Origin of the sequence: Brevibacterium sp. RIT 803, from assembly GCF_016892625.1 — a bacterium.
Classification (GTDB): Bacteria; Actinomycetota; Actinomycetes; order Actinomycetales; family Brevibacteriaceae; genus Brevibacterium.
In genome coordinates this window covers 282,709-296,563 of sequence record NZ_JAFEMW010000006.1, presented here as the reverse complement: position 1 = coordinate 296,563, position 13,855 = coordinate 282,709, and the positions used below count along the sequence as shown (strand labels likewise).

The 13,855-nt window shown below is 61.8% G+C and carries 10 protein-coding genes; 6 read left to right on the top strand and 4 right to left on the bottom strand.

Translation table 11 applies throughout. The features are described 5' to 3' along the window. The first annotated feature begins 5 nt into the window (after positions 1-5). From JTF07_RS19320 to JTF07_RS19310, 3 genes are read left to right on the top strand one after another with little or no spacing between them, the layout of a single operon-like run. Positions 6-1,772, top strand: coding sequence for an MDR family MFS transporter (locus tag JTF07_RS19320; protein ID WP_252199946.1), 1,767 nt, complete (start codon positions 6-8; stop codon positions 1,770-1,772). Next, positions 1,714-2,679: a D-2-hydroxyacid dehydrogenase gene (locus tag JTF07_RS19315; RefSeq protein WP_204235798.1), complete on the top strand. Its 966-nt coding sequence runs from the start codon at positions 1,714-1,716 to the stop codon at positions 2,677-2,679. The genes JTF07_RS19320 and JTF07_RS19315 overlap by 59 nt, the downstream gene beginning before the upstream one ends. Then, positions 2,676-3,281, top strand: a complete 606-nt coding sequence (locus JTF07_RS19310) for a hypothetical protein (protein ID WP_204235797.1) — start codon at positions 2,676-2,678, stop codon at positions 3,279-3,281. Before JTF07_RS19315 ends, JTF07_RS19310 begins: the two co-directional genes overlap by 4 nt. A 159-nt stretch (positions 3,282-3,440) precedes the next feature. Here JTF07_RS19310 and JTF07_RS19305 read toward each other — a convergent pair whose 3' ends face one another. Beyond that, entirely contained in the window at positions 3,441-4,868 is a 1,428-nt protein-coding gene (locus JTF07_RS19305; RefSeq protein WP_204235796.1) for a glyceraldehyde-3-phosphate dehydrogenase, read from the bottom strand. Positions 4,869-4,921: 53 nt separating this feature from the next. Further along, entirely contained in the window at positions 4,922-5,962 is a 1,041-nt protein-coding gene (locus JTF07_RS19300; protein WP_204235795.1) for a YhjD/YihY/BrkB family envelope integrity protein, read from the bottom strand. Between the two features lie 102 nt (positions 5,963-6,064). Between JTF07_RS19300 and JTF07_RS19295 the strand changes: the two genes are divergently transcribed. Next, positions 6,065-6,832, top strand: a complete 768-nt coding sequence (locus tag JTF07_RS19295) for a DedA family protein (RefSeq protein ID WP_252199945.1) — start codon at positions 6,065-6,067, stop codon at positions 6,830-6,832. A gap of 68 nt (positions 6,833-6,900) precedes the next feature. Here JTF07_RS19295 and JTF07_RS19290 read toward each other — a convergent pair whose 3' ends face one another. Next, a complete protein-coding gene (locus JTF07_RS19290; RefSeq protein ID WP_204235921.1) occupies positions 6,901-7,917 on the bottom strand; it encodes a glutathione S-transferase family protein in 1,017 nt (338 codons plus the stop codon). A 112-nt stretch (positions 7,918-8,029) separates the two neighbouring features. After that, positions 8,030-9,838 carry an AMP-dependent synthetase/ligase gene (locus JTF07_RS19285; RefSeq protein WP_204235794.1) on the bottom strand — a complete coding sequence of 603 codons (1,809 nt, stop codon included), beginning with the start codon at positions 9,836-9,838 and terminating at the stop codon, positions 8,030-8,032. Positions 9,839-10,028: 190 nt separating this feature from the next. On the opposite strand from JTF07_RS19285, the gene leuS reads away from it, so the two are divergent. Together leuS and nadE are read left to right on the top strand one after the other, a co-directional pair. Continuing rightward, positions 10,029-12,953, top strand: a complete 2,925-nt coding sequence (gene leuS, locus JTF07_RS19280; protein ID WP_204235793.1) for a leucine--tRNA ligase — start codon at positions 10,029-10,031, stop codon at positions 12,951-12,953. A 39-nt stretch (positions 12,954-12,992) separates the two neighbouring features. After that, positions 12,993-13,820: an NAD(+) synthase gene (nadE, locus tag JTF07_RS19275; RefSeq protein ID WP_502710975.1), complete on the top strand. Its 828-nt coding sequence runs from the start codon at positions 12,993-12,995 to the stop codon at positions 13,818-13,820. Positions 13,821-13,855 lie beyond the last annotated feature (35 nt).

Below are 13,855 nucleotides of genomic sequence, written 5' to 3'. Positions count from 1 at the left end.
CTGAAATGAGAAGTAATCAAGGACTGAGGATCGGCGAGATGCCCAAGACCCCGGAAGACCGCAGCGAACCCGAGCAGATGAAGACATCTGCGATCATCCTGCTCTTCGTGGGACTGATGATCGCCATGTTCATGTTCTCCCTCAACCAGACGGTGTTGGCGACCGCCCTGCCGACGATCGTCGGTGAACTCGACGGTGTTGACCAGATGCTGTGGGTGTCCACAGCGTTCATGCTCGCCTCGACGATCATGATGCCCATCTACGGTAAGGTCGGCGACCTCTTCGGCCGCAAGCCGCTCTTCATGTTCGCGATCTGCTGCTTCCTGCTCGGCTCGGTCTTCGCGCTCATCGCAAACGACATGTCGATGCTCATCTTCGGTCGAGTGCTCCAGGGCATCGGCGGCGGCGGCATGATGATCCTGTCTCAGTCCATCATCGCCTCTGTGGTCCCAGCCCGTGAACGCGGCAAGTACATGGGCATCATGGGTTCGGCCTTCGCTGTGTCCTCAGTCGCCGGCCCACTCATCGGTGGTTGGCTGACGGAAGGTCCCGGCTGGCGCTGGGCCTTCGCCATCAACTTCCCGCTGGGCATCATCGCTCTCTTCGCTGCCGCCTTCTTCCTCAAGGTGCCCAAGCGCGCTCCCGGTCCGCGTCCGAAGATCGACGTCATGGGCATGGCCTTGATCTCGATCGTCACTTCCTGCATCGTCCTCGTCTCCGCCTGGGGCGGACACGACTACGAATGGGGATCGTGGCAGATCAACGGCCTCATCATCGTCGGAGTCCTCGCAATCGTCGGATTCATCCTCGTCGAGCTCAAGGTCAGTGAGCCGGTCATCCCGATGTACCTGTTCAAGAACCGCGATTTCCTGCTGTGCACCGTCGCAGGCCTGTTCATCGGCGTCGGGATGTTCGGCGTTCTCTCCTACATGCCCACCTACCTGCAGATGGTCCACGGCATCGATGCCACAGTGGCGGGCCTGATGATGGTTCCTATGATGGGCACGATGCTCATCTCCTCGACCCTCATCGGCTTCGTCGTCTCCCGCACGGGCAAGTACAAGAAGTACCCTCTTATGGGCATTCTGATCATGGCTGCCTCTCTTGTGCTGCTCTCGCAGCTCAAGGCAGACAGTGCCGCTTGGGAGACCATGGGCTGCTTGGCTCTGCTGGGACTCGGACTGGGACTGAGCATGCAGACCCTTGTGCTCGTCGTCCAGAACGCATTCCCCGTTGCCATGGTCGGCACTGCGACAGCATCGAACAACTACTTCCGCCAGGTCGGAGCGACCTTGGGCATGGCCTTCATCGGTTCGGTCTTCACACAGCGCCTCCTGGACAACATCAAGGACGGCATGGGTGAGCTGGCGAAGGCCAATCCGTCGCAGCCGCTGCCCAAGGTGTCCTCGACAGGACTCACACCCCAGATCGTCGCCGACATGCCTGAGCCGCTGCACACTCTCATCATCACGTCGTACAACGACGCCTTGGTGCCGCTGTTCCTGTGGGTTGCCCCACTGGCAGTCCTCGGATTCGTCTTCCTGTGCTTCCTGCCCAACACACCGCTGGCGCAGACCTTGAAGGCTGACCCTGCGAAACGTGAACTCGTACGTGTCGGCGCAGACTCATCTGACAATCTGACCGACGGCTCTCAGAGTCACACCGACTCATCCGATAGTCTGGCTGAGAAGGCTAGGCTGAAGGAGTCGACTCATGACGGTACTGACCATACTCAACGCCCCCGGGACGGAAGTTCCGGATCAGCTCACTGACCTCGGTCGGAAGGAGGACGTCGAGCTGCGGATCGTCGAGGCCCACGAGTTGGGCTCCTCTCTCCCCGGCACCGATGTCCTCCTTCTCTGGGACTTCTTCTCGAAGGCGCTGCGCAGCGAATTCGGGCACGCTGACAGCCTGAAGTGGATCCACGCGGCCGCGGCGGGGGTGGACTCACTGCTGTTCGACGAACTCTCGGCTTCGGAGGTCGTGGTCACGAATGCACGCGGCATCTTCGACCGTCCGATCGCGGAATTCGTGCTCAACTACATCTTGATCCATGCGAAGAACTCGCTGCGATCGCTTGAGGACCAACGGGAATCCGTCTGGAACCGTCGATCGACTCAGAATCTGGCCGGATCCCAGGCACTGATCGTCGGCACAGGTTCGATCGGCCGGGAGATCGCCAAGGTCCTCAGCGCCCTCGACATCAATGTCACTGGTGCCGGCAGCCACGCACGGACCGGAGACGCTGACTTCGGGAGCGTCATCGACTCTTCTCAGCTGAGTTCTCACCTGTCCGGCGTCGACTGGGTCATCAACATCGCACCGCTGACGGACAGAACGAAGAACCTCTTCGACGCCGAGGTGTTTAACGCCATGGACCCAAGCGCCTACTTCATCAACGTCGGTCGTGGTGAAGCTGTTGTCACCTCCGACCTCGTCCACGCGCTCGAATCGGGCCAGATCTCCGGTGCAGGGCTCGACGTCTTCGACGAAGAGCCGCTGCCGGCCGGCCACCCATTATGGCAGGCCGATAACGTCATCGTCACCCCGCACATGAGTGGGGACACAGATGGATGGCGTACACGCCTGGCCGACCAGTTCGTCGACCTGTTCGAGAAGTACGCGGCAGGTGAGACGTTCCCGCATACGGTCGACAAGGCGGCGGGCTACGTACGATGACCGAGAAGTCAGACCATGCTGCCCAGCGGGCGTTCCTCGCTCAGGTTGTCAGCGAACTCATTGCGGTGCGCAGAGCACGACTGCTGAGCATGCTCGTGTTGGCCCTTGCCATGCTCGTGGCCGGTCTCGGTGCGGCGATGCAGGCGCAGGGGACCCGAGTGGACACGGTTCTGCTGTTCTCCGCATTCAGTCTCATCATGATCGGAATCGTGTGTGCGTTGGGCGCGATCATCGCGTGGACGAGGATCAATCGTGACGTCCTCGACTCAGTCGCCTCCGCCAGACCGGCCCGTGCCCGCGCACCGAGAAGCCGCAACGCGGGTATGGCTGTGGCAATCGGATTCGCGGTGATCGGGCTTCTGTTCGGATGGATGCTGTTCTCGATGACACCGATCTTGGCAGTCGCGGTTGTCCTGGCATGTGCGATCCTCGCCTGTCTGGGACCTGTGTGGGCCAATGAACTCTCCAGCGCTGATGATCGCTTCGCCGTGATTCTCGACAGCGACGACGAGCTGGGCGATCGCTTCCGCACCTATACCCCGATTTGGCTTCACGACGCGTTCGAGAATGAGAAGGCAGACAGAGGCAGAGACCGAGCCTGAACAGGTTCGTCAATCATCGGTCGCATACCGGCAGGACATCACAGCCGCAGGAGGAAGAAGAGCACTCGAGGCGAGCCGACACTCTCAGACAGCGAAGCGCCCGCAGCCATTCAGGCTGCGGGCGCTTACGCATGCGATCAGACGGTCGGATCGATCAGCTCAGGGGAACGCAGGAACGTCGACTCCGGCCATCTTCGCCACACAGCGAATGACTTGGCAGCTGTAGCCGAACTCGTTGTCGTACCAGACGTAGACGACGACGCGGTCGTCATCGACGATCGTGGCGAGGCCATCGACGACGCCTGCTCGCTTCGACCCGACGAGGTCACTGGAGACCAGTTCGGGGGAGGAGACGTAGTCGATCTGATTGCGCAGCGCAGAATTCATCGAAGTCTCACGCAGGAACCCGTTGAGCTCATCGACGCTCGTTGCATTCTCAAGGTTGAGGTTGAGGATCGCCATCGACACGTTCGGCGTGGGAACCCGAATCGCGTTGCCTGAGAGCTTGCCTTTGAGCTCCGGCAGAGCCTTCGCCACGGCCTTGGCCGCTCCGGTTTCGGTGAGCACCATGTTGAGTCCGGCAGCGCGGCCACGACGGGAACCCTTGTGGAAGTTGTCGATGAGGTTCTGATCGTTGGTGAACGAGTGCACCGTCTCGACGTGACCGTTGCGGACCCCGTACTTGTCATGGAGGGCCTTGAGCACCGGGGTGATCGCGTTCGTGGTGCACGATGCGGCCGACATGACAGTATCGTCATCGAGAATGGCAGCATCGTTGACACCGTAGACGATGTTCTTGACGTCGCCCTTGCCCGGTGCAGTGAGGATGACCTTCGAGGCGCCGGGACACTCCAGGTGCTTGGACAGGCCTTCTTCGTCACGCCATTTGCCGGTGTTGTCAACGATGACGGCATCGTTGATTCCGTACTCGGTGTAGTCGACCTGCGAGGGATCGTTGGAGTAGATGACTTGGATCAGCGTTCCGTTGGCCTGAATCGTGTTGGCCTCTTCGTCGACGACGATGCTGCCATCGAAATTGCCGTGCACGGAGTCACGTCGCAACAGCGACGCGCGCTTGACGATGTCATCGTCGCTGCCCTTGCGCACGACGATTGCACGCAGGCGCATACCTGTGCCGCCAGCACGATCGATGAGGATGCGGGCCAGCAGACGGCCGATGCGACCGAAGCCGTAGAGCACGATGTCGCGAACTGCACCGTCTTCGCCATTGGTACCTGCGACTGAGGCGAGTTCGGAGGAGAGGAAGTTCTCAACGGAGTCGGACTGCTCCTGTTGCTTCTGGATCAGACGACCCAAGTCGATTCGGGTGGGGCCCAGATCGAGCTCAGTCAGAGCCCGAACGATCTTCAGCGTCACCTCGATGTCAAGATCCTCGCCGAGGAAGTGGCGGGCGTAGCGATGAGCCTTGATCATTCCGATCACTGACTTATTCAGCAACGATCGGCCGAACAGCGTCAGCAGCACGTCGTTCTCACGGTACAGGCGTCCGGTCAGTGGGATGAGTTCTTCGGCGGCAGTCTGCTTGTTCGCCCATTCGTTCAGGCGAGCCGTCGTTGCGTCAGTCAAAGGTCGTGTCTCCTCGGTCAGTTAGCGAATTCTCGCCCAGTCTAACGGGTCGTCTACTCGCGTTTCGTCTGGTGCTCGTCGAAGCGTCGGAATCCGAGCAGCGTGAGTGCGACGATGCCGGCGCCGGCCAGCAGCGCGCCCAGGCTCTGGATCTGGACGCGGGGCTCGACGAAGCGGTATTCGGGCGAGGAGTCCTCCTGGGGACGAGGTGGGTTCGCGGTTCCGATCCAGGCCGCGACGAACAGGATGATCCGGGCGAAGATATTCATCGTCAGCATGATCGCGATGATCGATCCGAATACACCAGCGGCCTTGTTGCCGGAGAAGATGTCAATGAGGACAGTGGCCAAGTTGATGAGGATCGTGAAGGCCACAGCACCGAGGAGCGAGCCCCTGATCTTGGCTCTCTTGCCCACAGGGTGGTCGGGCAGCATGGTGAAGAGGAACATGAAGATCAGCCACGCGGCGCCCAGCGTGATGATGAACGGCACCACCCTGATGACCAATGACCCGAACCCGCCGAGGTGGAGCATCTCGCTGATGGCCGATCCCAGGCCGGTGCCGACGACGGTCAATGCCACCGTGAGCAGCAGGCCGATGATGAGTCCCAGGAGAGTCACAACGTTGTTGAGGATCTTCTTGACGAATGACTTATTGGGCACGACATCGTCGAAGTCTGCGTGCAGCTGTGCTCTCACCGCGGCACCGAGGTTGCCGATGAATCCCTGGCCCGTGTAGAGAGCGGCCAGGATGGCGATGATGCCGACCGACTGCCAGCTGGTGAGAAAGCTCTCCAGCTGTTCCGTCAGCGATGAGTTTCCGCCCACCTGCTTCTCGATCTGCTCGACGACGATCGGAAGAAGGTCCGGACGTGCAACGTCGAGAACGAAGCCCAGACTGGCGAAGGTGAACATCGCGATCGGCATGACCGCGAGGACCAGGAAGTAGGTGATGGCTGCACCGAACTGATTGCCCAGCCGATCGCCGAAGCGTTTGACGGCGCGCATCAGGTGGGCGGGTCCCGGCTGGTTGATAGCGGTGTGGCCGACTTCGGCGACCGTGTTGCGTGAGGCCAGTACTTTGGCTGGTGCCACTTCGTGCTCCTTCGATCGTGACCCGCAGGTGTCAGTTTCAACACTAGCCGCTGGGAGGGTCCTGGGAGTGGTGGGCCGCGCCTGTAATCTAGACTTTTGACCATGCCGACACCAATTTCGACAATCCTGCCGACCGATCTGACGTTGTCCGCGGGCTCTTCAGCGGCAGACAATCTCAGCGGCTTCTCCGCCTGGGCCGTGACGCTCATGGAGACGCTGGGCCCGATCGGTGTCGGCTTCTTGGTGTTCTTAGACAACATCTTCCCGCCGATTCCCAGCGAACTCGTGCTGCCGCTGGCGGGTTTCACCGCCAGCCGGGGAAGCATGAACATCGTCCTGGCGATCATCCTCGCCACTGTCGGCTCCGTCGTGGGTGCAGTCATTCTGTGGGCGCTGGGCAAATGGATCGGCCTTGAGCGCATCAGCCGCATTGCCGTGAAGATGCCGCTGGTCGACGTCGCTGACGTGCACAAGACGGTCGGATGGTTCGACAGGCACGGTGACAAGGCAGTCTTCTTCGGCCGGATGGTCCCCATCTTCCGGTCTCTGATCTCCATCCCCGCTGGTATGCGGAACATGTCGATCATCAAGTTCCTGGTGCTGACCACCGCAGGAAGCGCAATCTGGAACACCATCCTCATCGTCGCCGGCTTCTACCTCGGCGAGAACTGGTCGATTGTGGAAACCTACGCAGGCTACTTCCAGACGCTGGTCATCGTTGCCGTGGTCGTCTTCGTCGCTGTGTGGATCGTGATGAAGGTCCGCAAGCGCAGAAGGGCAAAGGCTGTGCCAGACACCGAGGCCAGCGGTGTTCGCACCGAAAGCCGTGAGGACCGCACTGAAGGCTCAGCCGGTCTGGACGAGGCCTGAGTCCTCGGTCTGGAAACTGAGCTTTCAGCTCGCGTCAGGGCGCGGCCTGTATCGCTGCGCAGTCACCATCACAGCCAGGCGGCAGCCGTGTGCTCCTCGGGAACTTCCTCACCGGCGCGGACAGGTCCGGGGGCTGTGCCGTCGCCGAAGGGTGAGCCGCCCAGCCTCTCTCGGCCGTGAGGTGAAAGCCAAGCGGCGAGATCTGGACCCTTGGGAACGATCTGCGTCGGGTTCACATCGGCGTGGACGATGTAGTAGTGCTGTTTGATCTGAGTGAAGTCAACGGTATCTCCGAATCCCGGTGTCTGGTAGAGATCGCGGGCATAGCCCCAGAGGTTCTCGAAGTCCCGCAGCGTCTGTCGATTGCACTTGAAGTGACCGAAGTAGACGGGGTCGAAGCGAACCAGCGTGGTGAATAGACGGACATCTGCCTCGGTGATGGAGCCGCCCATGAGGAACCGGGAAGTGCTCAGACGTTCCTCGATCGTGTCGAGAGCAGCGAACAGTCGGTCGAAGGCGGCTTCGTAGGCTTGCTGAGAGCCCGCGAAGCCACAACGGTAGACCCCGTTGTTGATCTCGGTGTAGATCAGGCGCATGACCTTCTCCATCTCCTCCCGAGACTCTTCGGGCCAGAGGTCCGGGGCGCCCTCTCTGTGATAGTGCTTCCACTGAGTGGAGAAGTCCTCGGTGATCTGCGGGAAATCGTTCGTCACGACAGCACCACTGGCGATGTCGACCATTGCAGGGACGGTGATCCCGCGGGGGTAGTTCGGGAAGCGTGCGAAGAACGCCTGCTGCAGACGCTCGATACCCAGCACTGGGTCGATTCCGCCGGGGTCGAGATCGAATGTCCAGGACCGAGCGTCGTGCGTGGGACCCGGCATTCCGACGGAGATGACGTCCTCGAGGCCAAGCAGCCTGCGGACGATGATCGTCCGGTTCGCCCATGGGCAGGCGCGAGCGGCAATGAGTCGGTAGCGACCGGGTTCGACCGGCCACTGCGAGTCGGGATCGGCAAGGATCCGGTCTTCGATGTAGTTCGTGTCCCGGGCGAATTCCTCGCCCTTGGCCACGTAGCTGTTCATCTGGCTGTTGTCATCGGACACGGTCCACTCCTTCGCTCAAGTGCCACAGTAGTCTCCTTTGAATCCCAGGCTACGTCTCCTTGCGGGCCTGCGTCCCCTCGCCGGACCGTGGTCAGTCGGCGTAGAGAGCGTCGATGTCGGCAGCGAAGTCCTTGCCGACGAGGTGACGCTTGACCGACTGCTTTGCCGACAGATAGCCGTTGTCTTCGCTGAGTTCAACGGGCAGGATCGTGAACTTCTTGATGCCCTCCGCCCGTGACACGGTTCTGTTGACGTTCTCGACTGCCTGCTCGATGGTGGCTCTCACGGTTTCGTCGGCAGAAGCCTGGCGCAGGTCCATCTCCGGCAGATCATGATTCTTCAACCATGTCGGCAGCATCTCAGAGTCGAGGAAGATGAGTGCGGAGATGAACTTCCGGTTGTCACCGACGACGACGGGCTGGCCGATGAGCGGGTGGCGGCGCAGTGCATCTTCGAGAGGTGCCGGCGCGATGTTCTTGCCGCTCGAGGTGACGATGAGCTCCTTCTTGCGGCCACTGATCGTGAGGTAGCCGTCCTCGTCGAGAGAACCGAGGTCGCCGGTGGCGAACCATCCGTCGTGGAATTCCTTGTCGGTGGCCTCGGGATTGTTCCAATATTCGCGGAAGACGGGGACGCCCTTGGCCAGAATCTCTCCATCGGGTGCGATCGCCACGCTGACTCCGGGAAGGGGAACGCCGACGGTGCCGATCTTGGACTTCTCCGGCACATTGACAGTGATCGGGGCGGTCGTCTCCGTCAGGCCGTATCCTTCGAGCACGACGAGGCCGACTCCGCGGAAGAAGTGGCCGAGGTGGGCACCGAGAGGGCCGCCGCCTGAGACCGCGGCGCTGACATTGTTGCCCATGACCGTACGGAGCTTCGAATACACGAGCTTGTCGAAGAGCGCATGCTGCAGCTTGAGCGCGACCGGGACCTTGCCGGCATCCGTGGCCTTGGAATAGGAGACCGCGACCTGTTCTGCTCGACGGAAGATCTTCTCCTTGCCGCCGGACTGGGCCGTCGCCAGTGCCGAGTTGAAGACCTTCTCGAAGACACGAGGAACTCCGAGGATGAACGATGGACGGAAGCTTGCGAGCGCGTCGGTGAGCTTGGTCAGGTCGGACTGGTGGGCCAGCAGAGCGCCGGAGCTGATCGCAAGGACCTCGATGAAACGGGCAAAGACATGTGCCTGCGGCAGGAACAACAGGGCGCGCATGCCTTCAGTGAAGATCTCGGGGATCTGCTCCTGAGCAGCCTGCACCGTCTGCACGAAGTTTCCGTGTGTGAGGACGCAGCCCTTGGGCTTGCCGGTGGTGCCGGAGGTGTAGATGAGGGTGGCGACCGATTCGCCGGTGACCTGTGAACGCTGAGCTTCAAGGGCGTCGTCGCTGATCGCTCGCCCGGTTGTTTCGAGCTCGGCGAAGGCTCCTTGGTCCCACACCCATAGCTGCGGGGCCGCGATGCCAGCGGCGGCCGCGGCGGCTTCGACCCGGTCGGCGTGCTCACGTGTGCTGACAAGGCCACGGCCGACTTCAGCGTCCTTGATCATCCAGGCCAGCTGGTCTTCAGAAGAGGTGTCGTAGAAGGGAACCGAGATCGCGCCGGCGAACCACACGGCATAATCGCTGAGCGTCCATTCGAAGGAGGTGGGACCGAAGATCGCGACCCTGTCCCCGACCTCGACTCCGGAAGCTATGAGCCCCTTGGCTGCTGTACGGACCTGGGTGAGGAATTCGCCGGCGCTCACTTCCTCCCAGCCGTTCTCAACTGGTTTGGCCAGCAACGGCAGATTCGCGTCCTCGGCAACCTTCGCAAGGAAGACATCGGTCGTCGATGACGTCGTATCAACCTTGAAGTCGACGACCGGGGTCGTGGATTGGGGCATTGTCGCTGGGCTCATGAGGTCTCCTTCGTGACGTAAGTTACTGCCCGGTTATCCTACTGGTCTGGCGTTGTGAGGTGAAATCGCTCACGTTTGGAGGCTCAAAACCACTTCACACCTCTATCTGGCAGTCTAGCCAAGTCGAAGCAGGGAATGTTCAGAGTACGATGGTCGAAACCCGCTCACGCCCAGTCAGTGAAGGAAGGTAATGACGACGAATCCTGAGGAGACCGGTTTCCGCTATGACGCGGTGCTGGCCGAGAAGATCGAGAAGTCATGGCAGCACACATGGGAACAGGCGGGAACTTTCCACGCACCGAACCCCACCGGTGATCTGAGCCGGGCTGACGGAAGTCTCGGTCGACAGGATTCGGAGTCTGCCTACGCTCCGCCACAGGCTCTCGGTGAGCGTGAATCCCTCTACATCATGGACATGTTCCCCTACCCTTCAGGGGCCGGACTGCACGTCGGCCACCCCTTGGGATACCTGGGCACGGACGTCTACGGCCGCTATCAGCGGATGCGCGGCCACAACGTCATGCATGCACTGTCCTATGACGCCTTCGGACTGCCCGCCGATCTGTACGCGGTGCAGACGGGGCAGCACCCACGCATCACGACGGATGCGAACATCAAGAACATGACACGTCAGCTGCGTCGGCTGGGGCTTGCCCACGACGCCCGCCGCAGCTTCGCGACCACCGACGATGACTTCGTCCGGTGGACCCAGTGGATCTTCCTGCAGATCTTCAACTCCTGGTACGACCCGGAGGCAGCCACCGAGGGAGAGGCCTCCATCGGTGCCGCACGACCGATCTCTACTCTGGTCGAGGCATTCGAGCAGGGAACCAAGCAGACACCTGACTCTCGTCCCTGGGCCGAAATGAGCCCGGCGGAGCGGGAGAACATCCTGCAGGACTATCGCTTGGCCTACGTCTCGGAATCCCCGGTCAACTGGTGCCCGGGACTGGGCACAGTGCTCGCGAACGAGGAGGTCACGGCCGAGGGACTGTCCGAACGGGGCAACTTCCCGGTCTACACCCGCCGTCTGCGGCAGTGGAACATGCGCATCACCGCCTACGCCGACCGCCTCATCGACGACCTGGACGACTTGGATTGGCCTTCGGCCGTTCGCAGTATGCAGGTCAACTGGATCGGCCGCTCCAAGGGCGCCCTGCTGCGCCTGCCTGTGGCCGCATCAGATACTCAGGTCGAGGTCTACACGACCCGTCCGGACACACTCTTCGGCGCCACCTACCTCGTCCTCAGCCCAGAGCATCCGCAGGTCGCTGAGCTGACTGCAGCTGAGTGGGGTGAGCAGACGCCCGATTCGTGGCGCGGTGGTCAGCCCAGCCCCGCCGAGGCGATCGCCTCCTACCAGCGGGACGCCGCCGCGAAGACTGACGCGGACCGTCAGCAGAGCAAGGAGAAGACCGGAATCTTCACCGGTTCCTATGCGATCAATCCTGCGACCGGTGAACAGATCCCCGTCTTCGTCGCCGACTATGTGCTGATGGGCTATGGCACCGGTGCGATCATGGCTGTTCCGGCAGAGGACGCCCGTGACTGGGACTTCGCGAAGACCTTCGGGCTGCCCTATGTGCGCACGGTGCAGCCTCCAGTCGACCACGATGAGGACACTCCCTTCACCGGCTCGGGCGTGATGATCAACTCCGCCAACGACGAGATCGACATCAACGGTCTCGAAGTCGATGCGGCGAAGGCGACGATCACCGACTGGCTGGCCAGCCAGGGTCTGGCCACCGAGTCGACCCAGTACCGACTGCGGGATTGGCTGTTCTCACGTCAGCGCTATTGGGGCGAACCGTTCCCGATCGTCTACAACGAGGCCGGCACCCCCATCGCACTGCCCGATTCCATGCTGCCGGTGGAGCTGCCAGAGGTCGATGACTTCGCACCTCGGACGTTCGCCGCCGATGATGCCGACAGCCATCCGGAACCTGCCCTGGGGCGCAATCGCGACTGGGTCGAGGTCGAACTCGACTTGGGCGATGGTCCGCAGAGGTACTACCGCGAGACGAACACGATGCCCAACTGGGCTGGATCGTCCTGGTACCAGCTGCGCTACGCCGACCCGCACAACAGCGATCGTCTCGTTGACCCGGTCAACGAGAACTACTGGATGGGTCCACGCGAATCCAAGCCACGCGGCGGCGCCGACCTCTACGTCGGCGGTGCTGAGCACTCGGTTCTGCACCTTCTCTACGCCCGATTCTGGCACAAGATCCTGTTCGACCTGGGCCACGTCACCTCGTCGGAGCCGTTCCATCGTCTGGTCAATCAGGGCTACATCCAGGCCTACGCCTACACCGACTCACGTGGAGTCTATGTTCCCGCCGCCGAGGTGGAGGAGAGGACCGATGACAAGGGCGAGTCGAGCTTCTGGTACGACGGTTCGCAGGTCAACCGTGAATACGGCAAGATCGGCAAGTCGCTGAAGAACTCCGTCTCGCCCGATGAGATGTATGACGCGTACGGTGCAGACACGTTCCGCGTCTATGAGATGTCGATGGGGCCGATCGAACAGGCTCGCCCCTGGGAGACTCGTGCCGTCGTCGGCGCGCAGAGGTTCCTGCAGCGCGTGTGGCGTCTGTTCGTGGATGAGACCACCGGCGAGTCCGTCATCAGGGACGGTGCGGCCGATCCGGAGACACTCAAGGTCCTTCACCAGGTCATCGACGGCGTCCGAGACGATATGGACCACCTGCGCTTCAACACCGCGATCTCGAAGCTGATCGTACTCACGAACCATGCGACGAAGCAGGGCGGAGCCACGGCCGACGTGCTCGAACCGCTGGCCATCATGCTCTCGCCCTTTGCACCGCACCTGGCCGAAGAGCTGTGGACGAAGCTGGGACGCACATCGACGGTGACCTATGCGACCTTCCCCGTCGCGGACCCACAGCACCTGGTCGCCGACCAGGTCACCTGTGTCGTCCAGGTCAAGGGCAAGGTGCGTGCCAGGCTCGAGGTCGACCCAGATATCTCGGCAGAGGATCTGGAGAAGCTGGCATTGGAATCACCGAATGCCCTCAAAGCGCTCGACGGGGCCGGAGTGCGCAAGGTCATCGTTCGTGCGCCCAAGTTGGTCAATATCGTCCCCGACGCCTGAGCGTCGGCGTCTGCCCGGAAGGGTTGGAAACATATGTCATTGGAAGCTACACGGGACGAGATCCGGCACACACTGGGTGTGAGGCCGACAATCGATCCGGCAACGGAGGTCGCTCGGCGTGTCGAATTCCTCGGCGACTACATCCTGACAACCGGCGTCAGAGGCCTGACCTTGGGCATCAGCGGCGGCCAGGATTCGACCCTGGCCGGACGCCTGTGCCAACTGGCGGTCGAGGAGCTGCGTCGGCGGGGAGCGAGAGCGGAATTCTGGGCGATCCGCCTGCCGCATCACGTTCAGGCCGATGAGAGCGACGCTCAGGATGCAATGGGATTCATCCGCGCCGACCACGAAGTCGTCATCAATATCGGTTCGGCGACAGATGCAGCGGCGGCTGAATATGAGAATGCCACCGGAGAGTCCATCTCCGACTTCGGCAAGGGCAACGTCAAAGCACGGATGCGGATGGTCGCTCAGTTCGAGCTGGCAGGTGAGAAGCGGCTCCTCGTCGCAGGCACCGATCACGCTGCCGAGGCGCTCACAGGCTTCTTCACCAAATTCGGCGACGGCGGTGCCGATGTGGTGCCGCTGGCCGGACTGAACAAGCGGCAGGGTCGAGCACTGCTTGACCACCTCGGCGCCCCCGAGCACCTTGCGCGAAAGGCGCCGACGGCGGACCTGCTCGATGACGAACCGGGCCAGACTGATGAGTCGTCACTGGGGCTCAGCTATGACCAGATCGACGATTTCCTCGAGGGCAGAGACATCGAGAAGTCGGCGGCTGCGAGAATCATCGAGAAGTACCGTGCCACCGAGCACAAGCGTCGGACTCCGGTGACACCGACCGATTCGTGGTGGATCCGCCACTGACTCGGCGTGGATCCGCCACTGACTCGGCGCCGCTG

Bases quoted from the DNA above. Each gene is read 5' to 3' on its own strand.
- JTF07_RS19320 (WP_252199946.1), top strand. From the start codon at position 6: ATGAGAAGTAATCAAGGACTGAGGATCGGCGAGATGCCCAAGACCCCG.
- JTF07_RS19315 (WP_204235798.1), top strand. From the start codon at position 1,714: ATGACGGTACTGACCATACTCAACGCCCCCGGGACGGAAGTTCCGGAT.
- JTF07_RS19310 (WP_204235797.1), top strand. From the start codon at position 2,676: ATGACCGAGAAGTCAGACCATGCTGCCCAGCGGGCGTTCCTCGCTCAG.
- JTF07_RS19295 (WP_252199945.1), top strand. From the start codon at position 6,065: ATGCCGACACCAATTTCGACAATCCTGCCGACCGATCTGACGTTGTCC.
- JTF07_RS19290 (WP_204235921.1), bottom strand. From the start codon at position 7,917: ATGAACAGCTACGTGGCCAAGGGCGAGGAATTCGCCCGGGACACGAAC.
- JTF07_RS19285 (WP_204235794.1), bottom strand. From the start codon at position 9,838: ATGAGCCCAGCGACAATGCCCCAATCCACGACCCCGGTCGTCGACTTC.
- leuS (WP_204235793.1), top strand. From the start codon at position 10,029: ATGACGACGAATCCTGAGGAGACCGGTTTCCGCTATGACGCGGTGCTG.